Origin of the sequence: Williamsia herbipolensis (assembly GCF_036153515.1) — a bacterium.
Taxonomy (GTDB): Bacteria; Actinomycetota; Actinomycetes; order Mycobacteriales; family Mycobacteriaceae; genus Williamsia_A; species Williamsia_A herbipolensis.
Window position 1 is genome coordinate 3999908 of sequence record NZ_CP108021.1, and the last position, 26770, is coordinate 4026677.

Annotated in this window: 29 protein-coding genes; 14 read left to right on the forward strand and 15 right to left on the reverse strand. The window is 70.6% G+C overall.

Going from position 1 to position 26770, the window contains the following annotated elements; genetic code table 11:
• Window positions 1-35 precede the first annotated feature (35 nt).
• A complete protein-coding gene (locus OG579_RS18605; protein WP_328857144.1) occupies window positions 36-311 on the forward strand; it encodes a DUF2537 domain-containing protein in 276 nt (91 codons plus the stop codon).
• A 1-nt stretch (window position 312) separates the two neighbouring features.
• Here OG579_RS18605 and OG579_RS18610 read toward each other — a convergent pair whose 3' ends face one another.
• The 3 genes from OG579_RS18610 to serC all read right to left on the reverse strand — a co-directional run bounded on the left by OG579_RS18610 (window position 313) and on the right by serC (window position 3505).
• The gene (locus OG579_RS18610; RefSeq protein WP_328857145.1) at window positions 313-1095 is read right to left on the reverse strand and encodes a DUF6928 family protein; all 783 of its coding nucleotides are present in this window, start codon (window positions 1093-1095) and stop codon (window positions 313-315) included.
• Window positions 1096-1131: 36 nt separating this feature from the next.
• Complete coding sequence (gene sepH, locus OG579_RS18615; RefSeq protein ID WP_328857146.1) at window positions 1132-2163, reverse strand: septation protein SepH; 1032 nt, start codon at window positions 2161-2163, stop codon at window positions 1132-1134.
• 208 nt (window positions 2164-2371) lie between these two features.
• Window positions 2372-3505: a phosphoserine transaminase gene (gene serC / locus OG579_RS18620; RefSeq protein WP_328857147.1), complete on the reverse strand. Its 1134-nt coding sequence runs from the start codon at window positions 3503-3505 to the stop codon at window positions 2372-2374.
• Window positions 3506-3664: 159 nt separating this feature from the next.
• Here serC and OG579_RS18625 point away from each other — a divergent pair, with 159 nt between their 5' ends.
• The 4 genes from OG579_RS18625 to OG579_RS18640 are packed head-to-tail and all read left to right on the forward strand — an operon-like array spanning window position 3665 to window position 8041.
• Entirely contained in the window at window positions 3665-4297 is a 633-nt protein-coding gene (locus OG579_RS18625; protein ID WP_328857148.1) for a TetR/AcrR family transcriptional regulator, read from the forward strand.
• Window positions 4294-5232: an ABC transporter ATP-binding protein gene (locus OG579_RS18630; protein WP_328857149.1), complete on the forward strand. Its 939-nt coding sequence runs from the start codon at window positions 4294-4296 to the stop codon at window positions 5230-5232. Before OG579_RS18625 ends, OG579_RS18630 begins: the two co-directional genes overlap by 4 nt.
• The gene (locus tag OG579_RS18635) at window positions 5204-6823 is read left to right on the forward strand and encodes an ABC transporter permease (RefSeq protein ID WP_328857150.1); all 1620 of its coding nucleotides are present in this window, start codon (window positions 5204-5206) and stop codon (window positions 6821-6823) included. The genes OG579_RS18630 and OG579_RS18635 overlap by 29 nt, the downstream gene beginning before the upstream one ends.
• Before the next feature lie 24 nt (window positions 6824-6847).
• A complete protein-coding gene (locus OG579_RS18640) occupies window positions 6848-8041 on the forward strand; it encodes a class I SAM-dependent methyltransferase (RefSeq protein ID WP_328857151.1) in 1194 nt (397 codons plus the stop codon).
• A 22-nt stretch (window positions 8042-8063) separates the two neighbouring features.
• On the opposite strand, the gene OG579_RS18645 is transcribed toward OG579_RS18640, so the two are convergent.
• The gene (locus OG579_RS18645; protein WP_328857152.1) at window positions 8064-9206 is read right to left on the reverse strand and encodes a citrate synthase 2; all 1143 of its coding nucleotides are present in this window, start codon (window positions 9204-9206) and stop codon (window positions 8064-8066) included.
• 105 nt (window positions 9207-9311) lie between these two features.
• On the opposite strand from OG579_RS18645, the gene pdxH reads away from it, so the two are divergent.
• From pdxH to OG579_RS18665, 4 genes are all read left to right on the forward strand, one after another.
• Complete coding sequence (pdxH, locus tag OG579_RS18650; RefSeq protein ID WP_328859295.1) at window positions 9312-9965, forward strand: pyridoxamine 5'-phosphate oxidase; 654 nt, start codon at window positions 9312-9314, stop codon at window positions 9963-9965.
• Window positions 9965-11230, forward strand: a complete 1266-nt coding sequence (locus tag OG579_RS18655) for an MFS transporter (RefSeq protein WP_328859296.1) — start codon at window positions 9965-9967, stop codon at window positions 11228-11230. The genes pdxH and OG579_RS18655 overlap by 1 nt, the downstream gene beginning before the upstream one ends.
• Before the next feature lie 47 nt (window positions 11231-11277).
• Window positions 11278-12078 carry a phosphatase PAP2 family protein gene (locus OG579_RS18660; RefSeq protein ID WP_328857153.1) on the forward strand — a complete coding sequence of 267 codons (801 nt, stop codon included), beginning with the start codon at window positions 11278-11280 and terminating at the stop codon, window positions 12076-12078.
• A 144-nt stretch (window positions 12079-12222) separates the two neighbouring features.
• Window positions 12223-15267: an MMPL family transporter gene (locus OG579_RS18665; protein WP_328857154.1), complete on the forward strand. Its 3045-nt coding sequence runs from the start codon at window positions 12223-12225 to the stop codon at window positions 15265-15267.
• 37 nt (window positions 15268-15304) lie between these two features.
• Here OG579_RS18665 and OG579_RS18670 read toward each other — a convergent pair whose 3' ends face one another.
• From OG579_RS18670 to OG579_RS18710, 9 genes are all read right to left on the reverse strand, one after another.
• A complete protein-coding gene (locus OG579_RS18670; RefSeq protein WP_328857155.1) occupies window positions 15305-15442 on the reverse strand; it encodes a hypothetical protein in 138 nt (45 codons plus the stop codon).
• Window positions 15442-15687, reverse strand: a complete 246-nt coding sequence (locus OG579_RS18675) for a hypothetical protein (RefSeq protein WP_328857156.1) — start codon at window positions 15685-15687, stop codon at window positions 15442-15444. The genes OG579_RS18670 and OG579_RS18675 overlap by 1 nt, the downstream gene beginning before the upstream one ends.
• 19 nt (window positions 15688-15706) lie before the next feature.
• Window positions 15707-16006 (reverse strand): DUF1540 domain-containing protein, encoded by a 300-nt coding sequence (locus OG579_RS18680; protein ID WP_045824128.1) that lies wholly within the window; start codon window positions 16004-16006, stop codon window positions 15707-15709.
• 147 nt (window positions 16007-16153) lie between these two features.
• Window positions 16154-16732: a TetR/AcrR family transcriptional regulator gene (locus OG579_RS18685; RefSeq protein WP_328857157.1), complete on the reverse strand. Its 579-nt coding sequence runs from the start codon at window positions 16730-16732 to the stop codon at window positions 16154-16156.
• A 75-nt stretch (window positions 16733-16807) separates the two neighbouring features.
• Window positions 16808-17290: a MarR family winged helix-turn-helix transcriptional regulator gene (locus tag OG579_RS18690; protein WP_328857158.1), complete on the reverse strand. Its 483-nt coding sequence runs from the start codon at window positions 17288-17290 to the stop codon at window positions 16808-16810.
• Window positions 17287-18366 carry an LLM class flavin-dependent oxidoreductase gene (locus OG579_RS18695; RefSeq protein ID WP_328857159.1) on the reverse strand — a complete coding sequence of 360 codons (1080 nt, stop codon included), beginning with the start codon at window positions 18364-18366 and terminating at the stop codon, window positions 17287-17289. The genes OG579_RS18690 and OG579_RS18695 overlap by 4 nt, the downstream gene beginning before the upstream one ends.
• Before the next feature lie 108 nt (window positions 18367-18474).
• The gene (locus tag OG579_RS18700) at window positions 18475-19458 is read right to left on the reverse strand and encodes an oxygenase MpaB family protein (protein ID WP_328857160.1); all 984 of its coding nucleotides are present in this window, start codon (window positions 19456-19458) and stop codon (window positions 18475-18477) included.
• Between the two features lie 59 nt (window positions 19459-19517).
• On the reverse strand, window positions 19518-20408 hold the full coding sequence (locus OG579_RS18705) for a 5-oxoprolinase subunit C family protein (RefSeq protein WP_328857161.1): 891 nt from the start codon (window positions 20406-20408) through the stop codon (window positions 19518-19520).
• Complete coding sequence (locus OG579_RS18710; RefSeq protein ID WP_328857162.1) at window positions 20405-21094, reverse strand: 5-oxoprolinase subunit B family protein; 690 nt, start codon at window positions 21092-21094, stop codon at window positions 20405-20407. Before OG579_RS18710 ends, OG579_RS18705 begins: the two co-directional genes overlap by 4 nt.
• A 105-nt stretch (window positions 21095-21199) precedes the next feature.
• Here OG579_RS18710 and OG579_RS18715 point away from each other — a divergent pair, with 105 nt between their 5' ends.
• The 4 genes from OG579_RS18715 (at window position 21200) to OG579_RS18730 (ending at window position 24831) form a co-directional block, all read left to right on the forward strand.
• Complete coding sequence (locus OG579_RS18715) at window positions 21200-22144, forward strand: aldose 1-epimerase family protein (protein WP_328857163.1); 945 nt, start codon at window positions 21200-21202, stop codon at window positions 22142-22144.
• On the forward strand, window positions 22141-23070 hold the full coding sequence (locus OG579_RS18720; protein ID WP_328857164.1) for a carbohydrate kinase family protein: 930 nt from the start codon (window positions 22141-22143) through the stop codon (window positions 23068-23070). The genes OG579_RS18715 and OG579_RS18720 overlap by 4 nt, the downstream gene beginning before the upstream one ends.
• Window positions 23071-23143: 73 nt before the next feature.
• Window positions 23144-24463 (forward strand): citrate synthase, encoded by a 1320-nt coding sequence (locus OG579_RS18725; RefSeq protein ID WP_328857165.1) that lies wholly within the window; start codon window positions 23144-23146, stop codon window positions 24461-24463.
• On the forward strand, window positions 24463-24831 hold the full coding sequence (locus OG579_RS18730) for an FKBP-type peptidyl-prolyl cis-trans isomerase (protein ID WP_045824119.1): 369 nt from the start codon (window positions 24463-24465) through the stop codon (window positions 24829-24831). Before OG579_RS18725 ends, OG579_RS18730 begins: the two co-directional genes overlap by 1 nt.
• Before the next feature lie 6 nt (window positions 24832-24837).
• On the opposite strand, the gene OG579_RS18735 is transcribed toward OG579_RS18730, so the two are convergent.
• Window positions 24838-25320, reverse strand: coding sequence for a DUF6328 family protein (locus tag OG579_RS18735; protein ID WP_328857166.1), 483 nt, complete (start codon window positions 25318-25320; stop codon window positions 24838-24840).
• 60 nt (window positions 25321-25380) lie between these two features.
• Between OG579_RS18735 and OG579_RS18740 the strand changes: the two genes are divergently transcribed.
• On the forward strand, window positions 25381-26343 hold the full coding sequence (locus OG579_RS18740) for an ROK family protein (RefSeq protein WP_328857167.1): 963 nt from the start codon (window positions 25381-25383) through the stop codon (window positions 26341-26343).
• Window positions 26344-26368: 25 nt separating this feature from the next.
• On the opposite strand, the gene OG579_RS18745 is transcribed toward OG579_RS18740, so the two are convergent.
• Window positions 26369-26749, reverse strand: a complete 381-nt coding sequence (locus tag OG579_RS18745; RefSeq protein WP_328857168.1) for a hemophore-related protein — start codon at window positions 26747-26749, stop codon at window positions 26369-26371.
• Window positions 26750-26770: the final 21 nt, after the last annotated feature.

The window sequence follows — 26770 nt, forward strand, 5'->3', positions numbered from 1 at the left end:
GCTACCCACTCGCGCCCGCGGGGAGACAATGAGTCATGTCGTCCGCCGAGCCGACGCCCTGGGCGCTGGGCCTCACGCTGGCCGCGGTCTCGGCGGTGGTCGTGACCGGGGCGGTACTCGGCGTCTACAGCGTCATCGCGGAAACCAGCCGTCTGCTCGCCGTGCTCGGAGTCGTCGTCGTGTGCGGCGGCATCGCCCCGTCGGCATGGGTGTGGCGGCGTCGCCCGGTGTTGCGGTGGATGGGCGGGGGTGCGCTCATCGGCCTCGTCATCGGTCTGCTGGTCGCGGTCGGCTACGCCGCGACCCGGTGAGTCAGCGTTTGCCGAATCCGAACCACCGCGCCACCTTGACCACCGGTGGTGCGTCGTCCTCGTCGGGCCCGGCGTCGGTGTCGGTGGTGGGGGGAGCCGAGGTGACCTGCGCGTGGTCGTCGTCGGTCGGCTGGTGGCCCGGGGGGCGGATCGCAAAGCGCGACACGGGAAGACGGGAGATGGGGAAGTCCGAACCGGTGTCGTCCGGAGACGCCGACGCCGCGTCGAGACGCAACCCCAACCAGTTGTGCGCGGCGCAGGCGGCGAACTCGACCGGGTGGAACGGCAGTGCCTGAGGGTCGTGGGCCACGCCGTCGACGTACTGCAGCGGGTGCTCCCCGGCCCAGAAGGGACGTTCGAAGAGGAAGGGCAGGCCCTCGTTCTCGACGATGTCGACCGGGTCGGCGGCGAACGAACGACGAAGACGCCCTTGATCCCATTGCGCGAACACGCCGTAGGCGGCGTCGGTGTCGGTGTGGACGAGGTAGGCGTGTGCGGTGGGTCGCGCGGTGACGAGCTCGGTCGGCAGTTGCGAGGGGGCCGTCGCGGCGAGGCGCGGGCCGGCGATGACCGCGAGTCGTCCGTAGACGGCCACGCCGATCTCGTCGTCGGCACCCGAGGCGACACGATCCAGGGTGGTCTCGCCACGCGGCACGAGCACCGAATCGCCGATGACGTTGCGTGCCAACGTCTCCGCGGTGACCTGGTCGTTGACGACACCGACCCGGAGGTCGGCGATGGGGTCATCGCTGTCGATCAACCAGAGCATCGATGTCGTCGCCACGACAGGCACCCTTTCGGTCACTAACGCCTCAACCCGCTACTGGTGTCCGTTGCTTCGGACTCCGAGAAGAACATCTTCCCACGCCGGAACCGCGGGTTTGCGTGCGGCCTTGCGACGACGAGGAGTCGGGGCCTCGTCCGATGTGGGTGCGCTGCTGCGCATGTCGAGCGGATCGGCCACGGGCCTCGCCGGTTCGGTGTCGCTTGCCGCAGGCGGTTGCGACTCGGCCGTTGTCTCCCTGTCGATCTCGGCTGGCTCCCTGTCGATCTCGGCAGGGGGCACGTCGTCGAGATCGAGATCGTCGATGTCGTCGATGTCCTCGACCGGCTCGACGTGGTGGTCGACGAGCGTGGGCTGCAGCAGATCGGGGGTGTCGGCGGCGACCACCCGCGCACGCTGGCGACCGATGAGATCGTCGGCGCCGACGGTGTACTGCTCACCCGCCGAGGCGAGGGAGACGACCGAGGTCAGCCCGCGCAGTGGACGACTCAGGTCGGGATCGGTGATCTCGTCGGCGGTCTCGTCGAGCGGTTCGGTGGTGCCGCCACCCGAGCCCGGCTGGTATCGCCAGTGGGCATGGTTCTCCGACCGTCCGACGCGCCAGCTGACCTGGACGATCCAGCGACCGTCCTCGCTCTTCCAGGCGTCCCAGTCGGTGTCCTCGGGATTGTGGCCCCGCGCGCCGAGCGCGGACGCGACGACCTCGGCCAGCGTGGACAACGCCGGTCCGTCGATGCGGATGGGGTGCGACGACGACGCCAACTCGGCGGCACGCGACCGCTCGAGCAGCACGGGGTGGGCGAAGCGCGACACCTTCTCGGGCGTCACGCCAGCGGCCGAGGCGACCTGCGCGACGCTGGCCCCGGCCCGGATGCGGGCCTGGATCTCGCGCGGTCGCAGGGTGGACTCCATCTCGATCTCGATCTGACCGAGTCGGGAGATGTCACCGCGTGCGGCGGCGCGGAGCCGATCGTCGGCCGGGACCTGGAACTTCTCACCGGAGTCGGGATCCTGGCAGATCACCGATCCGCCGTCGGTGTCCAGACCGATGACACGCAGTTCACGCATCTGCCCCTCCTCCTCGAGTGAGAGCGGGTGGTACCGATCTGCCATGACCGATGTTCATCCGAGCGACTGTTCACTCGACCCTAGTGCAGCGACGGCGTGTCGGGTCGATGACACACCGGGAAACGCCAGCTCAGCAGGGCTGTGATCGATCGTCCCACGGGCCACATGCGTCACGTTCGCCTCCGCCGGAACGACGGCAGAACCGGGGTCAGAGGGCCGCGACCACGTGGTCGATGCACTTCGTGAGCTGCGTGATGTCGTCGGGCTCGATGGCCGGGAACATGCCGATGCGCAGCTGGTTGCGACCGAGCTTGCGGTACGGCTCGGTGTCGACGACGCCGTTGGCGCGCAGCGTCTTGGCGACCGCGGCGGCGTCGACCGAGTCGTCGAAGTCGATGGTGCCGACCACCTGGCTGCGGTGCTCCGGCGCGGCGAACGGGGTCGCGAACTCGCTCGCGTCGGCCCAGTCGTAGAGGCGGCTCGAGCTGTCCGCGGTGCGCTTGGTCGCCCAGTCGAGTCCGCCCTGGGCGTTCATCCACTCGAGCTGGTTGGCCAGCAGCAGCAGCGACCCGACGGCAGGGGTGTTGTAGGTCTGGTTCTTCGAGCTGTTGTCGACGGCGGTCGGCAGCGACAGGAAGTCGGGGCACCAGCGGCCCGAGGCCTCGATCTTGGCGATCCGCTCGAGTGCGGCGGGGCTCATCAGCGCCAACCAGATGCCGCCGTCGGAGGCGAAGCTCTTCTGCGGCGCGAAGTAGTAGACGTCGGCGTCGGCCGCGTTCACCGGTAGGCCACCGGCACCCGAGGTCGCGTCGATCACGATCAGCGCGTCACCGGCGGCCGACGGACGCGATACCGGCACGGCGACACCGGTCGAGGTCTCGTTGTGCGCCCAGCCGATGAGGTCGACGTCGCCGGTCTGCTCGGCGGTGATGTCGGCCGGGTTCGGCGCGGTACCCGGGTCGGTGGAGATCACGGTCGGGTTGTCGATGAACGGCGCCTTCTTCGCGACGCTGGCGAACTTCGACGAGAACTCGCCGTAGGTGAGGTGCAGCGACTTCTTCTCGATGAGGCCGAACGACGCGGCATCCCAGAACGCGGTCGAACCGCCGTTGGACAGGACCACCTCGTAGCCGTCGGGCAGCGAGAAGAAGGTGTGCAGACCGTCGCGGATGGCGCCGACGACGTCCTTCACCGGTGCCTGGCGGTGACTGGTCCCGAACACCGACGCGCCGGTGTCGACGAGCGACTGCAGCTGCTCAGGGCGGACCTTGGACGGGCCGCAACCGAAGCGGCCGTCGGCGGGGAGGAGGTCGGCGGGGATCGTGATCGCGGAATCGCTCATGGCCGCAATCGTAGTTGCCGCATCCGAGGTCACCGACGGCGCATGTTGCCCCACCCGCGCGGCCGCGGCGGCCTGCCCCTTGCGCACGGCTGAACAACTGTTTAATGTCCTGAACGCGCGTTCAATTGACGTGCGGCCCGACCGAGTGGAGGAGACCCGATGAGCGACCTCACGGCGCGTGCGACGGTGCGTGACAGCGCCATCGCCGTGTTCGCCCGCGACGGGTTCTCCGCGTCGGTGCGAACGATCGCCGAGGCGGCCGGGGTGAGTCCCGGCCTGGTCATCCACCACTTCGGGTCGAAGGACGGTCTGCGCGCCGAGTGCGACACCCACGTGCTCGAGCAGACGAGGAACCGCAACCTCGCGTCGCTGCGGGAACCCGTCGGAGACGATGTGTCGCTCGACCACCGACTCGCCGACCTCGCCGACGCCGGTCCGTCGCTGATGTACCTGCTGCGCAGCGTGCAGCAGGGCGGTGACCTCGCGTGCACGTTCATCGAACGGCTCGTGGCCGATACCGAGCGATCGATGGCCGTCGGCGTCGCCGCCGGCCGCATCCGTCCCTCGCTCGACGAGGCGGCCCGGGCGCGCTACCTGGTGGCGCAGTCGATCGGGGCGATGCTCGTCGACCTCGCCGTGCACCCGCCGCCCGACCACGCCGACAGCGCCGCCATCGTCGCCGCGTACGCGCAGCGCACGATGCTGCCCGCCGCGGAATACGCGACCCACGGTGTCCTCACCGACACCACCGTCCTCGACGCCGTCGTCGCCTACCGCGGGAGAGGGCGATGAGCGAATCAGAAGCGGTCGTCGCCGTGTCGGGTCTCCGGAAACGCTTCGGCCGCACCCAGGTTCTCGACGGCCTCGATCTCACCGTCGAGAAAGGTTCCGTCGCGGGCTTTCTCGGCCCGAACGGCGCCGGGAAGTCGACCACCATCCGAGTGCTGCTCGGGACCTACCGGCGCGACGGCGGGTCGGTCAGCGTCCTCGGCGGTGATCCGGTGCGTGACGCCGTCGCCATCCATCGTCGGATCGCCTACGTCCCCGGCGATGTGAACCTCTGGCCGCAGATGACCGGCGGCGAGTGCATCGACGCCCTGCTCGCGTTGCGTGGGGCGACACCGCGCCCGGCCGATCGCGCGGCCATGATCGACCGCTTCGATCTCGACCCGACGAAACGGATCTCGGCGTACTCGAAGGGCAACCGGCAGAAGGTCGTGCTCGTCGCCGCGTTCGCCTCCCGCGCCGATCTGTTGATCCTCGACGAACCCACCTCGGGACTCGACCCGCTGATGGAGGACGTCTTCGGTCGCTGCGTGCGCGAGGCGGCCGAGGCGGGCACGTCGGTCCTGCTGTCGAGTCACATCCTCGGTGAGGTGGAACGCCTCTGCGACACCGTGACCATCATCCGGGCCGGGCGCACCGTCGAGAGCGGCACGCTCGCGCAGATGCGTCATCTCACCAGGACGCGGGTGACCGCCGAGGTCGTCGGATCGACCGACGGCCTGGCCGAGCTCCCGGGCGTCGCCGACCTCGAGACGACGCCATCGACCACCGACGGCACCGCGGTGACCCTGTCCGTCGCGCCGGCGGGTCTGTCGGCGCTGCTCACCGCACTCGGCACCCGTGGTGTGCGGTCACTGCAGATCGCACCGCCGTCGCTGGAGGAGTTGTTCCTCGGCTACTACGGACACCACGGTGACGGGCCCGACCGCGATGAGCACTGACGCCGCGGGCGCGGGGGTGCTGGCCGGTGTCACGCTGCGGCGAGAACGGATCCGCTCGTCGCTGGGCATCGTCGCGTTGCCGATTCTGGTGGTGGTCACCGGTGCGGCCATGGCCTCGCTGTACCCCGATGTGGCCGCGCGCGAGGCGTTGCGGTCGGGTGCCGCGGACAACCCCGCGTTCCGGCTGCTGCTCGGCCCGCTGGGCGAGGACACCTCGGCCGCGGCGATCGCGACGTGGCGAATCGGACTGTTCCTCGTGCTCGTCGCCGGAATCCTTCTCGCCCTCACCGTCATCCGCAATTCCCGCGCCGAGGAGGACGCCGGGCGCGGCGAACTCGTGCGCGCCGGTGTCGTCGCGCCGGCGGCCCCGGTGCTCGTCGCCGCCGCGGCCGCGATGATCGTCGGCGCCGCCTTCGGCGTCGTGATGGCCTGTGCGACAGCACTTGTCGGAGCGTCGGCGGCGTCGGCGGTGATGGTCGGGGTCGGCTATGGGACGGTCGGCGCCGCGGCCGTCGGGATCGCCGCGGTCGCCGATCAGGTGTTCGGTACCGCACGCGGGGCGAATGTCGCCGTGGTGACGGTCCTCGCCGGTGGTTACGTCCTGCGCGGCATCGGTGATCTCGTCGACGGGGTCACCTGGTTGAGGTGGGCCTCGCCGGTGGGGTGGGCCGAGCTGATCGACCCGTTCGGACATCGTCGGGTGCTGCCCGTCGTCGCCGGCGTGGCGGTGGGTGTCGTCGGGGTCGCGGTGGCGGCGACCATCGCGCGTCGCCGCGACCTCGGGGAGGGCCTGCTGGTGCGGCGACCCGGCCCCGCGGGATCGCGCCGACTGCGCTCGGTGGGGGTGGTGGTGGCGCGGGTGTCGGCGCCGACGATCGCGCCGTGGGTGTCGGCGACCGCCGCGTACTGCCTGCTGCTGGGGTTCCTGCTGTCGTCGGTGAACGATCTCGTGCCGTCGGGCGGTGGGGTGACCGACATCGTTCGCGACCTGGGCGGTGGTGGCGCGCTCGCCGAATCGGTGATGGCCGCGGTCCTCGGGTTCGTCGGGGTGATCGCCGGCCTCGCGGGTGTCGCGGTGGTGGTGCGGGCCCGCGCCGACGAGACCGCGGGCCGCACCGAGCAGGTCCTCGCCACCGCGACGTCACGCACGCGGTGGTTCGTGAGCACCGCGTGTGCCGCGCTCGGGGCATCGATCGTCGTGATCGTGGCGGCATCGGTCGCCATCGCGGTCGCCCACGTCATCAGCGCCGGGACGTCGGCGGCACCCGACATCGGGACCGTCCTCGCCGCCGGCGCCGTGCAGATCCCCGGAACCCTGGCCGTCGTCGCGGTCGGCGTCGCCGCCTGGGGCCTACGACCACGACTCGTCGCGGTGGGGTGGGCCGCGGTACTGGCCGACATGCTGCTCGCGCAGTTCGGCGAGTTGTTCGGACTGCCCATGGGGGTGCGCGATCTCGCACCCCACACCCACGTGTCGGGCATGCCGCCCGGCGACGTCGGCCTCGTCGCACCGATCCTGAGCCTGGTGGTTGCGGCGGTGCTTCTCGGCCTCGGCGGATGGGGGTTCGGTCGCCGCGACATCCCCCGCTGATCGGTCAGGTGACACGATGCGGTCGTGGATGTCGAGACGTTTCGCCGACTGCTGACCGAACCCGGGCAGGCGCTGCTCGCCGAGATCGCGCAGCGGGCCGGCGTCGAGTCCGACCACGCGCTGGGCAGCCGGTTGCGCACCGTTCACGACGGCGACTTCGTGGCCGCCGCGGTCACCCAGAACCATCTGCGCGGGCTGGCGCGGACCAAGTTCGGCGACGACGCCGCACGCATGTACTTCACCCACGACGCCCTCGAGCAGGCCACCCGCGCCTCGGTCGCGACCCATCGTGCGCAGACGCTGCGGTCGCTCGGCGCGGATGCGGTGGTCGACCTCGGGTGCGGCATAGGGTCGGATCTCATCGCCTTCGCGCGGGCCGGCATCGCGGTGCGGGGCGTCGACATCGACCCGGTGCGCGTCGAGATCGCGCGCGCCAACCTCGCGGCCCTGGCTCTGCCGGGCACCGTCGAGGTCGGCGACGCCACCACCGCGACCGTTGCCGAGAACGAGGTCGCGTTCTTCGATCCCGCCCGACGCTCCGCACGGGGCCGGGTGTTCCGGCTCGACGGCCTCACGCCGCCATGGGATCTCGTGGCGCAGCGGCTGGCGGGGCGCGCGGTCGCGAAGGTGATGCCCGGCATCGGCCACGACGACATCGGCGACGGCGTGCGCGCCGAATGGGTCTCCGAGCGCGGCAAGCTCGTCGAATGTTGTCTGTGGGGAGCGGGATTCGCCCACCCCGACGCCGGTACCCGAGTCGCGACGGTGCTGCCGTCGGGGGCCACGATGAGCGGCGGCGGGCGCCCCGAGCCCGATGGGGCCGACACCGGTGAGGCGGGCCCGGTGGGGCGCTATCTCTTCGAGCCCGACGACGCCGTGATCCGCGCCGGTCTCGTCGCCGACCTGGCCGAGCAGATCGACGGGTGGTTGCCCGACCGGCACATCGCCTACATCACCACCGACGAGCCCGCCGACACCCCGTTCGCCCGCGGGTATCTCGTGCTCGACGAACTGCCCTACCGGACCAAGCAGCTACGGGCGGCTCTGCAGGATCTCGACGTCGGCACGCTGACCGTGAAAAAGCGTGGCGTGCAGGTGGTCCCGGAAGATCTCATCGCCAAGCTCCGGCTCACCGGCAGTGGCTCGGCGCTCATCGTGCTCACCCGGGTCGCCGGTGCGGGCCGCGCCTTTCTCGTCGAACCGCTCGCTCGTCCGTGAGAACGATGCTCGCGCAGCGTGATCAGGCGATCTCGGCCCATCCGTCGACGTCCTCGGGGCGGCGCGGGCCGGGTCCGGTGTAGATCGCCGCCGGCCGCACCAGCTTGCCCAGGCGCTTCTGCTCCATGATGTGGGCGCACCATCCCGCGGTCCGTCCGCAGGTGAACATCGCCGGCATCATGTGCGTGGGCACCTCGGCGAAATCGAGGATCACCGCGGCCCAGAACTCCACGTTGGTCTCGATGGCGCGGTCGGGGCGCCGTTCGCGCAATTCGGTCAGCGCCGCCTGCTCCAGTGCGGCGGCGACCTCGAAACGCGGCACCCCCAGCTCCTTTGCGGTGCGCCGCAGCACCCGTGCCCGCGGGTCCTCGGCCCGGTAGACCCGGTGCCCGAAGCCCATCAGCTTCTCCTTGCGGTCGAGGATGCCCTTGACCAGGCCGCGGGCGTCGTCGGAGCGTTCGACCTCTTCGATCATCGGCAGCACGCGTGCCGGCGCGCCACCGTGCAGCGGTCCGCTCATGGCGCCGACCGCCCCCGACAACGATGCGGCGACATCGGCGCCGGTCGAGGCGATCACGCGGGCGGTGAACGTCGAGGCGTTCATGCCGTGTTCGGCCGCGCTGACCCAGTAGGCGTCGATCGCGCGGATGTGCGCCGGATCCGGCTCGCCCCGCCACCGGGTCATGAAACGTGCGGTGACGGTGTCGCATCCGTCGACCTGGGCCTGGGGCACGGCGGGCTGGTGGATGCCGCGCGCCGACTGCGCCACGTACGACAGCGCCATCACCGACGCCCGGGCGAGGTTGTCGCGAGCGGTGGCGTCATCGATGTCGAGCAGCGGCTGGTAGCCCCAGATGGGAGCGAGCATGGCCAGCGCGGCTTGCACGTCAACACGGACGTCGCCGGTGTGGACGGGTAGCGGGAACGGCTCGGCGGGCGGGAGTCCGTCACCGAAGCGACCGTCGACGAGCAGGGCCCACACGTCGCCGAAGGTGACCCGGTTCTCGACGAGGTCCTCGATGTCGACACCGCGGTAGCGCAGGTTGCCGCCGGCCTTGTCGGGTTCGGCGATGTCGGTGGTGAAGGCGGTGACACCTTCGAGCCCGGGAACGAAGTCGTCGGGCACGTGTGCGGTGTCCGAGGGGGTCGGTGAGCTCTCTGCCATCGTGTCGACTCCTTCGTCGCCCGTGCGCACTGCTGACGACGTGAACTCTAATGCCCGCGAGTAGCGTCGTCTCGCGTGGATGGTGAGGCAGTGAACGTGTCCGATATGCGCGTCGGCTACGGGTCGGCCGGGGGCGGCGGACTGGGGCCGGAGTCGCTGACCGGCGAGCCGGTGTGGCTCGACCTGTTCGAGCGGTGGTTGGCCGAGGGCGTCGCCCGCGCCATCCCCGAACCCAACGCGATGGTGGTCGCCACCGTCGACGCCGCGGGTGTACCCGCGACCCGCACGGTGCTGTGCAAGGCGGTCGACGACCGCGGAATCGTGTTCTACACCAACCACGATTCGGACAAGGGGCGGCATCTGGCGACGCAACCCGTCGCCTCGGCGACGTTCCCGTGGATCGCGATGGAACGGCAGGTCCACTTCCGTGGTCCGGTGGTGCAGATCGAGCGTGCCGAGACGCAGGCGTACTGGGCCAGTCGCCCCCGCGGGTCACAGCTCGGTGCGCTGGCCTCGACCCAGTCGCACCCCATCGCGTCGCGGGCCGATCTCGAGGCCCAGGCACGCGCGGTGGCCGATCGCTTCGGTGGCGTCGACGGCGACGAGCCGGTGCCCCTGCCCGACAACTGGGGTGGCTACCGCATCCAACCGACGACCGTCGAGTTCTGGCAGGGCGGTGCCGACCGCCTGCACGATCGGGTGCGCGTCGTCCGCGACCCGGACACGGGCGTGTGGGACGCCCGCAGGCTGCAGCCCTGATGGCGGGACTGCTCGCCGACACCGCGCCCCTGCGCAGTCCGCACTTCCGTCGACTCTGGTCGGCGAACATCGTCACCGTCATCGGCGCCCAGCTCACCGTCGTGGTGGTGCCGGCGCAGATCTTCTTCATCACCGGCAGCTCGGCCTACGTCGGTCTCGCCGGTCTGTTCGGCCTCGTCCCGCTGGTCGTGTTCGGGCTGTGGGGCGGCGCCGTGGCCGACATCGTCGACCGCAGGCTGCTGCTGATCATCACCACGATCGGCCTGATCGGGTGCAGCGCCCTGTTCTGGCTGCAGGCCGCCGCGGGGATCGACAACGTGTGGGTCATCCTGTCGCTGTTCGCCGTGCAGCAGGGTTTCTTCGCGGTCAACCAGCCGACCAAGTCGGCGATCCTGCCGAAGATCGTCGACATCAAGGACCTGCCCGCCGCGAACTCGTTGAACATGACGGTGATGCAGGCCGGCGCCATCGCCGGACCGGTCATCGGCGGCGCCCTCATCCCGAAGCTGGGGTACTCCACCCTCTACCTCGTCGACACGATCTTCCTGTTCGCGACGCTGTGGGCGGTGATCCGGCTGCCCTCGCTGACACCCGAACGCAGCGACGACGCGCCACGGGTCGCCGGACTGCGATCGGTGATCGACGGGTTCGTCTACCTGCGCGGACACAAGGTGCTGATGATGTCGTTCGTCGTCGACCTCATCGCGATGGTGTTCGGCATGCCGCGCGCACTGTTCCCGCAGATGGCCCACGAGAACTTCGGCGGTCCCGACGGCGGTGGCCTCGCCTTCGCGCTGCTGTTCGCCGCGATCGGGGCGGGCGCGGTCGTCGGCGGCGTGTTCTCCGGGTGGGTGTCGCGCGTCCAGCGACAGGGCCTGGCGGTGATCGTCTGCATCGTCATCTGGGGTGCGTCGATCGCCGGGCTCGGCGTGGTGGTGGCGTTCGCCGGGGGAGCGACGCTGCCGATGCTGCCGATCGCGGTGGCGCTGCTGATGATCGGCGGTGCGGCCGACATGGCGTCGGCGGCCTTCCGGCAGTCGATGCTGCAGTCGGCGGCCAACGACGACGTGCGCGGCCGCCTGCAGGGTGTGTTCACGGTGGTCGTCGCCGGCGGTCCCCGTATCGCCGACGTCGCGCACGGCGGCGTCGCGGCCACCGCCGGGGTGGCCGTGACCACCGCGGGCGGCGGTGTCGCGGTCATCGTCTTCACGGTCGTCGCGGCACTCGCGGTGCCGGCGTTCGTCCGGTATCGCCTGGTCCACTGACCCAGCGGGTTCTCCCGCCGCGTCGGTACCCTGAGCCGGTGAAGGAGATGACCGGACGCATTGTCGGCAGCGTCGTGCTGCTGGCCGCGATGACGGTCGTCTATCTCGTCACCGTGTGGACCACGGCAGGTCAACGTGTCGACCAACGGGTCTATGAGGCGATGTACGGCGCCGACTCGTGGCGGGACCTGTTGCACCGGGTCGGTTTCCAACGCGTCACCGATCCGCGGTTGTGGCTCATCGCCGCGGTCGTCGTGATCGTGTTGGGCCTGCTGGCACGTCGCCGGGGGAGCATCATCGCGCTGCTCGTCCTGCCGGCGCTCGGTGTGGTGGTCGCCCGGATGCTGCGGACCGAGATCCTCCCGCGGCCCGAGCTGTTGGACATCGCCCGCGCCGCGTTCAACACCTTCCCCAGCGGTCACACCGCGGCCGCCGCCGGTTGTGTCGCGGCGGCGATCCGCGCGGCGCCCCGTGTGGTCGCGCCGGTCGTCGCGGTCGTCGGCGCCATGTGGACCACCGTGGTCGGGCAGGGGCTCATGGAGGTCGGCGCCCATCGGCCCAGCGACATCGTCGGGTCCCTGTTCATGGTGGGCGCCGCGATGATCCTCGTGCCCGATTCGACGCGCTCGGGCGTACCGCCGGGCGTCGCGGCGCTGACCGGTGTCGTCGCCGCGATCGGCCCCGTCGTGTGGGCCGTGCACACGGGGCACCTGGTGCTCGCCGCCATCGGCGTCGTCGCCGCCGGCGTGTTCGCGCTGCTCACCGCGGGTATCGGAACACCTGCGCGCAGGGGCGTTCCGCTCGCGGAACCGTTCGTCCCGCAATCGTGGTGGGTCGTCGGTCGCTGACCGCGGCCCGGCGTCGCCCCCTCTCCCTCCTCCTCGACCCTCGTGTGTCGCTCGTCACTCGGGGTGGGCAAACGACCCACCGCTGTGTCCTACTATGCATTCCGACATAACAATGTCGGTTGGTAAGGAATGCAAGGGAGCAGGATGTCGCACGGGCACAGTTCGGTCCTCGGTCGCACCGGCGAATTCGTGGCCCGCCGCCGATGGTGGGTCATCGGCTTCTGGCTGATCGCCGTCGCGGGCCTCAACCTGGCGGTGCCCCAGATCGAACACACCGCCGCGGAGAAGTCCGCGGCGTTCCTGCCCCACCACATGCCCTCGGTGGACGCACTGCGGGACATGTCGACCGATTTCGGGTCACCGGCCTCGACGGCCGTCGGCAACGTGGTGCTCGCGACCGACCGAGATATCGGACCGGCGGAGACGACGTTCTACGGCGAACTGGTCCGCAGGCTCGCCGCCGACACCGACAACGTCGCCTACGTGCTCGACATGTACGGCAACCCCGCGACGCGGGACTCCGCGCGCAGCCCCGACGGCAAGGCCGTCACCGCGATGGTCGTCGCCCAGGGTGATGTCGGCAGCACACGCGCGCACCACAGCACCGTCGAGATCCGTTCGCAGATCGACGCGATCCCGCGACCGCCCGGGTTGGACGTGTACTACACCGGCGCCTCGCCGACGCTCGCCGATCTGTTCTCGTCGATCGACGTCTCGCTGCTCATCATCACGGTGGTGTCGCTGCTGCTGATCACCGTGATGCTGCTCATCGCCTACCGCTCGCTGGTGGCGGCGCTGGTCCCGCTGATCACCATCGGGGTCGGTCTCGGGGTCGCGCGGCCGATCATCTCCGCGCTCGGCGCCGGTGAGGTGGTGTCGATCTCCAACTTCACCATCGCGATCATGACCGCGTTGTTGCTCGGCGCGGGAACCGATTACGCGATCTTCCTGATCGCGGGCTACCACGATGCGCGTCGCGCCGGGGAAGATCCGAGCACGGCGATAGCCACGGCGAGCGGACGGGTGTCGCCGATCCTGGTCGCCTCGGCCCTCACCATCGCCGCGGCCGCCGCCGCGATGGGTTTCGCGAAGGTGGGCATGTTCGCCACCTCCGGTCCACCCACCGCGATCGGGGTGCTGGTCATCCTGGCGGTGTCGCTGACGCTGACCCCGGCGCTGATGGCGGTGGCGGCCGGACGAGGGCACCTCGAACCCCGCGCCGACACCGAGCGTCGCTGGCGACGGCGCGGCGCGCAGGTGATCCGACATCGTGGACCGCTCGCCGCGGCCTCGCTGGTGGTGCTGATCGCGTTGGCGATGGTGATCCCCACGATGCGGGTGAGTTTCGACGAGGAGTCGGTGCAGCTCTACGCCAACGACTCCACGCGCGGATACGACGCGGTCCTGAAACACTTCGGGGTCAACGAGATCCTCCCCGAATACCTCGTGGTGCGTGCCGATCACGACATGCGCAACACGAATGACCTCGCGGCCCTGGAGATGATGGCGATGGCGGTGTCGAAACTGCCCGATATCGCCCACGTCCGCTCGATCACGCGACCCGACGGCGCGCCGATCCCGGAGGCGTCCACCGGCTATCAGGTCGGCCAGGTCGGTGGCCGACTCGACGACGCCCACCGTCAGGTGCTCGATGCGACACCACAACTGCGCCAGTTGGCCTCGGGTGTCACCGATCTGCGGGACGGCGCCGATTCGGCGGCCGCCCGGCTGCCCGATCTCGTCGCCGGCACCGATCAGGTGGTGTCGCTGGCCGACGGGGTGCTCGGTGCCGCCGGCACCGCCGACCGGATCGTCGCCGCGGCGTCCGGGGGATCGCTGAACCTGCCGCAGGGCGTGCGCGCGCTCTCGGTGCTCGCCGACGTGCTCGGAGACCTCATCCGTGATGTGTCGCAGAGCAATTCGTCGACCCTCGCCGCGGCGGCGCGGTTGCAGGACGTCTTCGGTCCGATGCTCACCGCCGCCCCCGACGCGACCTGCCGGACCGATCCGCGCTGCCTCGCCGCCCGCGCGGCGTTCGGGATGTTCGATCAGGCCACCGCCGGACGCGCCTCGAGGGCGCTGCGCGAGGTGTCGGCGATCGCCGGGGTACCCGCTGAGGTGGTGGCCCGCGCCACCGCCGCGCTGCCTGAGATCCGCACCGGACTGCGCCAGATACAGGCTCTGCTCGACGGACTCGGCGGGCGCAGCATCGAACAGATGCGCGGCGACCTCGGTCGACTGACCGCGGGGATGAGCGAGCTCACGGGCGGGATGAACCGTCTGGCCGACGGATTACGTCAGGTGAAGGACGGAACCGACAAGACCGTCGCCCTCACCGCGCGGCTGACCGCCGGACTCGGGCAGGCCGGTGGCTACCTGCAGACGATGGCCCGCGACACCACCTCGGGCCCCGGCGCCGGCTTCTATCTCCCCGCGCAGGGGTTGAGCGATCCACGCTTCGTCGCCGGGTCGAGACTGCTGCTCTCGCCGACGGGTCACACCGCACGCATGTTGGTGATCCGCAGCGACAACCCTTACGGATACAGAGCACTTCGTGACGTCGGCCGGATCGCCGACACCGCGCGTACTGCCGCAGCCGGCACCGTGCTCGAGCGGGCCGAGGTGTCGTCGACCGGACTGGCGTCGCTGTCGGCCGACATGAGCGACCAGGTCGACCGCGACTTCGCGCTCTACGCCATCGTGGCGATCCTCGCGGTGTTCGCGATCCTGTGTGTGCTGCTGCGGAGCCTGCTGGCGCCCGCGCTGCTCGTGCTGGCGGTCGTCCTGTCGTTCTCCGCGACCGTCGGCGTGAGTGTGCTGGTGTGGCAACACCTTCTGGGCATCGATCTCGACTGGTCGGTGATCCCGATCGCGTTCATGGCGCTGGTGGCCGTGGGCGCCGACTACAGCATGCTGTTCGCGTCACGGATCCGCGAACACTCCTCGACCGGGATGATCGGCGGGATCGTGCGCGGGTTCGGCTCCACCGGGGGCGTGATCACCACGGCGGGAATCGTGTTCGCGGTCACCATGTTCGCGCTCATGAGCGCCACGGTCATCAACCTGTTGCAGCTGGGGTTCACCATCGGCGTCGGGTTGATCCTCGACGTGGTGATCGTGCGCACCGTTCTGGTGCCGGCGGCGATGGCCGTCATCGGCAACCGCGTGTGGTGGCCGGCCCGCGTGTGACCGCGTGACGCATCCGCGTCGGGTCGGCGCCGGGCGATCAGTCGGTCGGCGGCCGATATGTGGTCATCAGGATCCCGGTCGGTGTCGACGCGGTGTCGACGAGCCGTAGGCGGCTCGGTGCATCACCCGGGCCGAAGAGACGGGTACCCGATCCCAGGACGACCGGATGCACCATCAGCAGCATCTCGTCGACGAGTCCGGCGCCCAGCAGGACACGACGTACTTCGTGGTGGCGTTGAGTCCTTCACGGAAGGGGCCGCCGGCCGCGTTCCAGTGGGCCAGCATGTCGTCGTGGCTCCGACGACCGAACAACCAGGCGAAGTCGGTGCCCATCGCCGCGCCCATCGCGGCGCCGGTGCCCGGGTCGGCCGCCGCCAGCGCCCATCCGCCGTGCTCGAAACCGCCGCGGGGCGTTCTCATCGATGGAGCAGTGCCTGCGTCAGGCCTTCGAGTAGGTGAGGCAGTTGGCGGTGTCCGAGGACTCGCCCGCGCCGATGCGTACGGCCGCGGCCGTGCACTCGAGGTCGGCGTTGTGCGTGCAGTCGGCTCGTTGGCAGGCACCGACCTGGGGCGAGACGACGTCGAGGCCGCCCTTGGTCGACAGGGGGATGAAGGTGGCGCAGTCGGCGGTGCCGTTGTCACCGCTGACGTTGATGGCGAATGCGTGGCATCCGTCGTGGTTGTAGGAGCACGCGCTCACCGAACACTCGGTGACGTGCGGCATCTCGAGAGTGGCCATGGGAACCTCCGGGGTGATCGTGGGGCACGGCGACCGCGGGGCGTCGAGATCGCCTGGCACGCATCACGCTACGACCGTGTGAGCGATTGCACCAGCAAGGTCAGGCTCTCCTACGCGGGCCGCGGGGAGGTGAGGCGCGACGCCGTCTCAGGCCGTGAGGTCGAGCGAGTCGATCACGTGCCGGATCTCGTCGGCCACGTCGTCGAGCGGTGCGAGCGAGCGCTCGACACGGGCGAGGATCAACGCCCCCTCGGTGGCGGCGACGAGCATGATCGCCACGGACTGCGCACGGGCGGCCGGCGCCCCGGCTGCGACGAGGGCGTCGCGGATGATCATGTGCCACTCGGCGAAGATCGCGGCCACCTGATCGTGCAGAGCGGGGTCGCTCTCGGCGCCGCCGACCGCCGCGCCGGCGATGGGGCAGCCGGCGCGGTAGTCGCTCGTGGTCAACAGGTGTCGCCAGAACTCGAGAAAAGTGTCGATCGCCTCGGGGATCGGCTTGTCGACACTCTCTCTGATCATCGACGTCATCAGGTCCCCCGCGCTACGCAGCGCATCGCCGACGAGCTGATCGCGACCACCGGGGAAGTGGTGGTACACCGATCCGCGGGGGGTGTCGCTGTCGGCGAGGACGGCGTCGACGGTCACCGCGGCGGCGCCGTTGCGCTGCATGAGCCCGATGGCGCTGCGCACCATGCGGGCGCGTGTGTCACCGCGTCGTGCCATCACTGCCCACCTCTCGCCTCAGCCGTGTCGTCGGACTATGCAGCACAGCATACATCGGTCATGGTGGGCGTCCGGTCATCCGCGTTGTTCGTGCGGGTCGATCACCAGCAGACACAGGTCGCGCAACTGCGTCATCTGGCCCGGTGTCAGCCGAGTGCGCATCGCCCGCGACACCTCGCGGGCGTGCGCGGACCCCGCCCGCCGTGCCAGCTCGCGACCGGTGGCGGTGAGGGTGACGACGACCGCACGTCCGTCACCGTCGTCGCGGCTGCGCGCGATGAGGCCGCGGGCCTCCATGCGAGCGATGAGGCGCGACAGGCCCGGCTGGGTCAGCAACACGTCCTCGGCGAGCTCGGTGATCCGCCGGCCCTGGCCCGCTCCGCGGTTGCCGGCCGACAGTGCGTGCAGCACGCCGTACTCATTGGGGTGCACCTCGTCCCACACGGCGCTGTCGGCGAGGTCGCGGGCGATCGTCGCCTGCGCCCGGTACAGCGCCTCCCAGGCCTCGTTGGCCGGCGCCCTCCCGGCTGCGGCGACACCGACGCCGGTCTCGATCACGCCCGGTCCGTGGCCGTCGGGTTCGCGGCCGGCGTCGTCGCCCTCATCAGTTGTGCCACCGCGGGCTTCACCGACCCGCCGAGCAACTCGATACCGCGCAGCATCGCGTCGTGCGGCAGCTTGGTGTTCGTCATCTGCACGGTGAGGCGCGCGAGGCCGCCGAGATCGTCGGAGACCCGTGCGATCTTCTCCGCGACGGTGTCGGGCGAGCCGACGAACATCGCCCCGTGGGGTCCGGCCATGGCGTCGAACTCCGCGCGGCCCGGTGCGCCGAAGCCGCGTTCGCGCCCGATGCGTCCGAACAGATCGGCCCAGCCCGGATAGGCGGCCGCCACCGCGGCGTCGTCGGTGTCGGCGACCAGCCCGGGCGCGTGGATGCCGACGGGCAGCTGTTCCGGGGTGAAGCCCGACCGCGACCCGGCCTCGCGGTACAGATCGATCAGCGGACGGAATCGTCGCGGCTCACCGCCGATGATCGCGACCATCAGCGGCAGCCCGAGACGGCCTGCGCGCACGAATGATTCGGGACTCCCGCCCACGCCGAGCCACATCGGTATCGCGCCCTGCACCGGCTTCGGGTACACACCCTGCCCGCGGAGCGCGGGACGGTGGGGGCCGCTCCAGGTGACCGACGCCGGGTTCTCCCGGATGCGCAGCAGCAGATCGAGTTTCGCGGCGAAGAGCGAGTCGTAGTCGGCGAGTTCGAGTCCGAACAGCGGGAACGCCTCGGTGAACGACCCGCGACCGACGACCATCTCCGCGCGACCGTTCGAGATGAGGTCGATGGTGGCGAACTGCTGGTGCAGGCGTACCGGGTCGTCGGCCGAGAGCACCGACACCGCGCTGGTGAGCCGGATGTCACGCGTGCGGGCTGCGGCGGCCGCGAGCAACACCGTCGGCGCCGAATCGTAGAACTCGGGGCGATGGTGCTCGCCGATGCCGTACACGTCGACCCCGGACCGGTCGGCGACCTCGACCTCCTCGAGCAGATGCCCGATGCGGGTCCGACCGTCGATCTCGCGCCCGGTGTCGTACTCGACGACCGAGGAGACGAAGTTGTCGATACCGATCTGCATGGCGCACCGTTTCTGTTGGTGCGGGCGTCGGTGGTCGCGCCCGCTTCCCCTCGGACAACAACATGCGCGGTCATGTATTCCGCGTCGCGACGCCCGGACGCGGCGCGGTCAGCGCTGCCAGGGCAGATCGGCCCGCCGCGCAGCGCTCACCGGGCAGTAGTGCTCGGGCAGACCGCGGCGGTCGGGCGGCGGGAGATTGCGGATCGGGGTCTCCACGAGGGGGGCGTCGGCGGCAACGCGACCGGACACCCGGTCCCACGCGTCGCGGGGACGCGGATGCAGGCGATACCGGGGCGGCACGAGGCGCATCGTCAGGTCGACGGCGCGACCGAACCGGCGGAACCGTCGCTCGTCGCGGGCCGACCACGACAGGCCGAGCAGCTCGCGGACCGGCTCGTCGTAGAGACCCGTCGTGACCCACACGAAGCCCCGCGCGACGACCTTCGCGGCGGGGCGCCACAGCACGCCGGGCATCCACGACATCCACGGCGGCGGGGGCAACTCGGCGATGTCGAGAACCGTGCGCACGGCGGGATGGTCTTCGAGGACGGTGCGGCACATGTGATCCCAGTACGCGAGGAAGTCCTCATAGGTGTCCGGGCACGGGCGCAAGCTCAGCCCGTACATCGAGTACCAGACCCGCGACTCGTCGAACATCGCGCGCTTGTCGGCCTCGGAGATCGGGGGCCCGAACGCCTCTGCGCACCGCACCGCGCCGTACCAGAACGTGGCGTGCGCCCAGTAGAAGACGTCGGGGTCGAGGGCGTGGTACCGACTGCCGTCGGGCATCGTCCCGGAGATCGTGCGGTGATGGTCGCGCACCTCGCGACCGGTGGCGGCCGTGCGGTCGAACACCACACCCGAGATCGGGTACAGCGACCGCATCAACCGCTGCCATCGCTCACCGAAGAAGTCCGAGTGCTCCCACACCGCGGCACCGAGTTTCGGGTGCATGTTCTGCATCGACCCCGACCACAGGCCCATGAGCATCCCGCGCCACCCGCCGAAGTACCGCCACGTCACCGAGTCGGGACCGAGCATCGGGATCTCGTCGTCGGTGCGCGGGGCCCGGTCGGGGTGGGTGGCCGTCATGAGACGAAACAGTAATTCCGTCTCACCGTGCTCGTCAATGGGGTCCGCGGCGGGCCTGATCACCGAGCCGTCGGGACGAACCGCACCCGCTCGCCCGCGACGAGTTGGGCGGCGGCGTCGATCGCTTCGGCGGTGAGCACCGCGACGACGGGGTAGCCGCCGGTCACCGGATGATCGACGCCGAAGAGCACCGGTTGCCCGCTCGGCGGCACCTGCACCGACCCGAGTGCCACACCCTCCGAGGCGCGTTCGGTGCTCGCCGGGTGGACGGCCGCCGGGGGATCGGTGCGACGGGGGTCGCGGTCGAGTCGCACGCCGACGCGATCGCTCGCGGGGTTGACGATCCAGATGCCCGTGGTGAGCGCGTCGTGGTCGACGAGGGCGTCGGCGCGCGGTCCCGGCGAGATCGCCAGGGTGACCGGGCCGTGGTGCGCGGCGGCGGCGGTGAACGATTCGGTGGCGGTCGGCCACGCCGCGGCGTCGGACCCGATCGGTAGGCGGTGCCCGGTCGCCACGATCGGCGGTCCGAGTCCCGAGAGGGTGTCGGTGGCGCGCGATCCGAGCACGGCGGGGACGTCGAGGCCGCCACGGACGGCGAGGTACGAACGCAGCCCGACGGTCGGGGAGCCCAGGGTGATCACGTCCCCGGCGTGCACCGCGAACGCGGCACCGTGGCCCATCGGGGTGTCGCCGCGGGTCACCGCGCACGGCGCCCCGGTCACCACCACGAACGCGTCGCCGCCCACACGCAACCGCAACCCACCGAGGGTCACCTCGAGCGTCGCCGCCGTCTCGGCGTTGCCCACCAGGCGGTTGGCGAGCCGGTGGGCTCCCCGGTCGGCCGCCCCCGACAGCGGCACCCCGAGATGGGCGTGCCCCGGTCGGCCGAGGTCCTGCACCGTCGTGAGCGGTCCCGTCGCGAGCACCTCGAGGATGGTCGGCCCGGTCATGTCGCGCGGAACCGGACCGTGGCGCCGGGCGCCAGCACGGCGGGCGGGGTGCGGTCGACATCCCACAGGTCGATCCCGCTCGTGCCCAGCAGGTTCCAGCCGCCGGGGCTCGAGCGCGGGTAGACGGCGCTGTAGCCCGCGGCGATCGCGACCGATCCCGCCGGCACCGACGACCTCGACTCCGCGCGCCGGCCGAGCCCGCACAGGGCGTCGAGGGTCGGTCCGTGCGCGGCGTCCGGTGATCGGCTCGAGTCGGGCACGAGGTAGCCGAAACCCGGGGCGAAACCCATGAACTGCACCCGCCACACCGTGTCGGTGTGGGCGGCGACGACCTGCTCGGGGTCGACGCCGATCGCCGCGGCGACGTCGGCGAGGTCCGCGCCGTCGTAGCGGACGTCGACCGTGATCGACGGGGCTGTCGGCGCGGTGACGTCGGCGGTGTCGGGTCGGGCGGAGCCCGCGGCGCGCAGCACGCGACGGATGCCGAGACGGTCGAGGCCGGCCCCGGGGGTCCCCTGGACCAGTACCGTCTCCGCGGTCGGGACGACGTCGAGGACACCGGTGAGGACACCGTCGGCGGCCGCCGCGCGCACGGCGTCGGCGGCGAGGAGAGCGTGGCGCCAGGGGGCCTCGGCGTCGGCGAAATCGAGCAGCACGGCGTCGATTCCGGCAGGCAACTCCCGCATCGGCCAACCGTACGTCGCGTCCGCCGTGGCGCACCACCGCGACGGCGTCGATCGCTGTTCCCGAGCCCGGTCGTCGGCCGGTCCCGGTGTGCCAGACTCGACGGCGTGGGCGAATTCAGGATCGCGGCGGGCGACTACAGCGCGGACATCGTGGCCCGCGGGGCCGGCCTTCGGGCGGTACGGCACGGCGACCGACTGCTGACCGAGACGTGGGACGCGGCGCAGGTGCTGGCCACCGAGGGCGGCAAACCGCCGCTGTCGGCGGGGCTGGTGCTGGCGCCATGGCCCAACCGCACCGCCGACGGCCGCTACACGTTCGACGGCGTCGACCACCAGCTGGAGATCACCGAGACCGCCCGCAACAACGCCAACCACGGTTTCGTCCGCACCGTCGAGTGGAACCTGCACGAGGTCACCGACCGGTCGGTGACCCTCGGCGTCCCGATCGGTCGGCATCCGGGCTGGCCGTTCGATCTCACCCTCGTCGCCGAGTACGCCCTCGACGCCGACACCGGCCTCACGGTGACGGTCACCGTCACCAACGTCGGTGACACCACCGCACCGTTCGCACTGGGCCACCACACGTTCGTGCGTGCCGGCGACGCCGACATCGACGACTGCACGCTGCAACTCGCCGGCGCCTCGACGCTGCCGCTCGACCCCGAGCGCCAGCTCCCCGCCGGTGATCCGACACCCGTCGCGGGCACCGACCTCGACTTCTCCTCGCCCCGACGTGTCGACGGGGTGTGGATGGACACCCCGTTCACCGACCTCGTCGAGGCCGACGGCCGCCACCGCAACCGACTCACCGCACCCGACGGCGGGTCCACCGAACTGTGGACCGACCTCGGCTTCGGGTGGGCGCAGGTGTTCACCGCCGACCCGGCCCACGATCAGGCGTTCCCCGGCCGCGGACGCGCGCTGGCGATCGAGCCGATGACCGCGCCGCCGAACGCCCTGGCCTCGGGCACCGACCTCATCGTCTGCGCTCCCGGCCAGATGTGGTCGGGCAGTTGGGGACTGGCCCATCACGAGGCCGGTGCGACGTGAAGGAGATCGTGGTCTGCGGGGAGTCGCTCGTCGACCTCGTCGCACACACCGGCGGGCTCGCGCCCCTGCGCCCGGCGCTGGGCGGTGGGCCGTTCAACGTCGCCGTCGCGCTCGGTCGGCTCGGGTCGGCGGTGTCGTTCTGCTCGCGCGTGTCCACCGATCACTTCGGCGACGAACTCGTGGCGTCGCTGCGTGCGGCGGGGGTGAACCTGTCTCTGCTGCAACGTGACCCCGACGCCCCCACCTCGCTGGCGCTGGCGTCGCTCGGCGACGACGGCGCGGCGAGCTACACCTTCTACGTCGAGGGCACCGCCGATCGTCGGGTCGTCGATCCCGGGCCGCTGCCGGGCACCGTCGGCGCGCTCGCCTTCGGCACGCTGTCTCTGGTGCTCGAACCCGGCGCCTCGGTCTACGAGCAGATGATGCACATCCATCACGCCCAGGGACGCCTGATCCTGCTCGACCCCAACATCCGGACACCGGTCATCGCCGACGCCGACGCCTACCGCCGTCGGTTCCTGAGCTGGCTGCCGTCGGTCGACGTGGTGAAGGTGTCCGACGACGACGCCGACTGGCTCGCCGCCGGATCCGACGGTTCCCGTCCCGCCGATTGGCTCGACGCCGGTGTCGGTGCGGTTGTCACCACCCGCGGCGGTGCCGGACTCGCCGTCACCACCGGCGACTTCACCGCAGAGGTCGCCGCCCCGGTCGTGGTCACCGCAGACACCATCGGTGCCGGTGACACCGTCGTCGGGGCCCTGCTGCACTGGCTCGGCGCCCACGGGTCGCTCGGGGCGCAGGCCGTGCGCGACCTCGACCGCGAGGCCTGGCAGGCGGCGCTGTCGTTCGCCGCGCGTGCCGCGGCGATCACGGTGTCGCGACCCGGCGCCGACCCTCCGTGGGCGGGGGAGCTGGCGAGCGACTAGGTTGAGCGGAAGGCATACGCACACCCTGGAAACGGCCCACGAGGCCCTCCAGCCAGTCGAAAAGGGGCCTCCAGTGTCCGCGGAAACAGTCTCGTCCAACGGGGCAGAAGCCCAGACCGCCAAGTTCGAGTACCCCGGGGGCGAACTCGACCTCCCGATCATCGAGGCCACCGAGGGTGCCGCCGGTGTGGGGCTCGGCAAATTCCTCGCCCAGACCGGCATGACCACGTTCGACGGCGGGTTCGTCAACACCGCGTCGACGAAGTCGGCCATCACCTACATCGACGGTGACGCGGGCATCCTGCGCTACCGCGGGTACCCGATCGACCAGCTCGCGAAGCAGTCGACGTTCATCGAGGTCAGCTACCTGCTGATCTACGGCGAGCTGCCGAGCGCGAGCGAACTCGACGACTTCACCAACCGCATCCAGCGGCACACTCTGCTCCACGAGGACCTCAAGCGGTTCTTCGACGGGTTCCCCCGCAACGCACACCCGATGCCGGTGCTCTCCAGTGCCGTCAACGCGCTGAGTGCCTACTACCAGGACTCGCTCGATCCGAAGGATCCCGAGCAGGTCGAGCTGTCGACGATCCGTCTGCTCGCCAAGCTGCCGACCATCGCGGCCTACGCGTACAAGAAGTCGGTCGGTCAGCCGTTCCTGTACCCGGACAACTCGCTGAGCCTGGTCGAGAACTTCCTGCGCATGACCTTCGGGTTCCCCGCCGAGCCCTACGAGGTCGATCCCGAGGTCGCCAAGGCCCTCGACATGCTCTTCATCCTCCACGCCGATCACGAGCAGAACTGTTCGACCTCGACGGTCCGTCTCGTCGGGTCGTCGCAGGCCAACCTGTTCACCTCGATCTCCGGCGGCATCAACGCCCTCTGGGGTCCGCTGCACGGTGGCGCCAACCAGGCCGTCCTCGAGATGCTCGACGACATCCGCGCCGGTGGTGGCGACACCAAGGAGTTCATGAACCGGGTGAAGAACAAGGAGGCCGGGGTCAAGCTCATGGGCTTCGGACACCGGGTCTACAAGAACTACGACCCGCGCGCGGCCATCGTGAAGGAGACCGCCGACACGATCCTCAAGACCCTCGGTGTCACCGACGACCTGCTCGACATCGCCAAGGGACTCGAGGACGTCGCTCTGCACGACGACTACTTCATCGAGCGCAAGCTGTACCCAAACGTCGACTTCTACACCGGCCTCATCTACCGCGCGATGGGCTTCCCGACGCGCATGTTCACCGTGCTGTTCGCCCTCGGCCGTCTGCCGGGATGGATCGCGCACTGGCAGGAGATGAACGCCGACCCGAGCACGAAGATCGGCCGCCCGCGCCAGATCTACACCGGGTACACCGAGCGTGACTTCACCGAGATGGGACAGCGCTGATGGCCGACCAGACCAAACCAGAGGTCGATTTCCCGGAGGGCCCCGCGCCCACCGAGCTCGTCACCGAGGATCTCGTGGTCGGTGACGGCGCCGAGGCCGTTCCGCACGGCATGGTCGACGTGCACTACGTCGGCGTCGAGTACGAGACCGGCGAGGAGTTCGATTCCTCGTGGGACCGTGGGCAATCCGCGAACTTCCCCCTCGACCGCCTCATCCCGGGCTGGCAGCAGGGCATCCCCGGCATGAAGGTCGGCGGTCGCCGCAAGCTCATCGCTCCGCCGGAGCTGGCCTACGGACCCGCGGGTGCGGGACACCGACTCTCGGGCAAGACGCTCGTGTTCGTCATCGACCTGCTGGGCGTGGGATAGCCCCACTCACGGCGTGTGCCGCCTGATCGACAGGGGCAGCACCGCCCATAATGCGATAGCGGCCACCGCGACCGCGACACCCACCACCAGTCCGGCGGTTTCGTCGACGACGACGTCGAAGATCAGCGTCACCACGCCGATCACCGCGACCCCGAGCAGGACGAGTCCGGCGACCGCGAGCCGGTTGGCCCATCGCACCACCGAGGCGATGGCGTGCCGACGGAACAGCACGCGATGCATGGCGACGGGTGTCACGAGGAACACCGTCGCCAGCGCCGACGCGGTCAACGTCACCAGGTAGATCGTGAGATCCCGGTCGGACAGACCGGTGAACCGCGACTGGAACGGCAACGTCAGCAGGAACCCGGTGAGGAGCTGGATCCCGGTCTGGATCACGCGCATCTCCTGCAGCAGGAACGACCAGTTGCGGTCGAGGCGTTCGATCGGGGTCTCGCCGCGGACGTTCTCGTTCCATACGTCGTCGTTCATGCACTCTCACCGTTCACCCGTTGATCTCAGCACGGCGCGGCCGCGTGACAGACTTTGACGGTGAAACAGCATCGCGGGTCGGGACTGGTCGCAGGCGTCGACGTCGGCGGCACCAACATCGAGGTCGGGTTGGTGAACGCCGATCACGAGGTGGTCGACCGCGCGAAGGCGTCGACACCGACCGAGGGACCCGACGCCGTGCTGTCGACCATCGCCGACCTCGTCGGATCGCTGGAGCACCGCCCCGCGGCGGTCGGGGTGGGCATCCCCGGCGTCGTGCACGACGGTGAGGTGCTCACCGTCCCCAATCTCGAGAACTGGCACGAGCGGGTCGCGATCGACGACGACCTCGGCGACCGTCTCGATCTGCCTGTCGCACTGGGCAACGACGTCAACGTCGGGTTGCGTGGCGAGTGGCGTGCCGGTGCGGCGCGCGATGTCGCGAACGTTCTCGGTGTGTGGCTCGGTACGGGTATCGGCGGCGCGTTGATCCTCGACGGTGCCTTCTTCTCCGGTTCCCGCGGCGCGGCCGGCGAGATCGGCCACGTGGTGGTGCGGGAGGGCGGCGCGCTGTGTGGCTGTGGGCGTCGCGGTTGCGTCGAGGCCTACGCGGGACGTCGATCGATGGAGACGACTGCGCAGGCGATGGTCGACGCGGGCCGTGAGACCCGCCTGTTCGAGATCCGCGACGAGGTCGGCAAGACGAAGGTGACCTCGAAGGTGTGGAAGAAGGCTCTCGACTCGGGCGACGACCTGGCGACATCGCTGTTCGACACCGCCGTCGAGACCCTGGGCGTCGCCATCGGTTCGACGCTCAACCTGCTCGATCTCGACCTCGTGGTGATCGGCGGCGGGCTGGCCGAGAAGCTCGGCGGCGCACTGGCCGACCGGATCGCCGACGCCGCCGCCCCGTGGGTGCTGCAACCGAATCCCGATCGGGAGTTCGTGGTGTCGGCACTGGGCGACGACGCCGGGATCGTAGGTGCGGCCGATCTGGGGCGCGCGCTGCTCGCGCAACGCTGAGTCCCGGTCGGTCAGAGCGGGTCGGTCAGAACCGGTCGCAGGTGGCGATCACCCGGGCGACGCCGCGGTCGATCTGCGGCCGGTAGCGGTCGACCTGGGCGGCGACGTCGGGGTTGCGGTCGAGGTAGCGCTGTACCTCGGCACGCCGCTGCGGCTCGGGGAGCACCACGATGCGCTCGAACTCGGCGCGGATCTGCGGGTTGCGGAGGTAGCCGCCGATCGCGGGGGACACCGCGGTGGTGGCGCGCTCGACCTGGCCGACGGTGCACGACGTGCCGGGGACGGCGCGATCGGCCGGTGCGGCCGACGCGGTGGCGGGCATGAGGGCGATCGCGCCGACACCGGCGGCTGCGATCGCGACGCCGACGGTGCGGGAGATACGGGTGCGAGAGATGTGCTGGGCCATGGAGTCTCCTCGTGGAGTGTC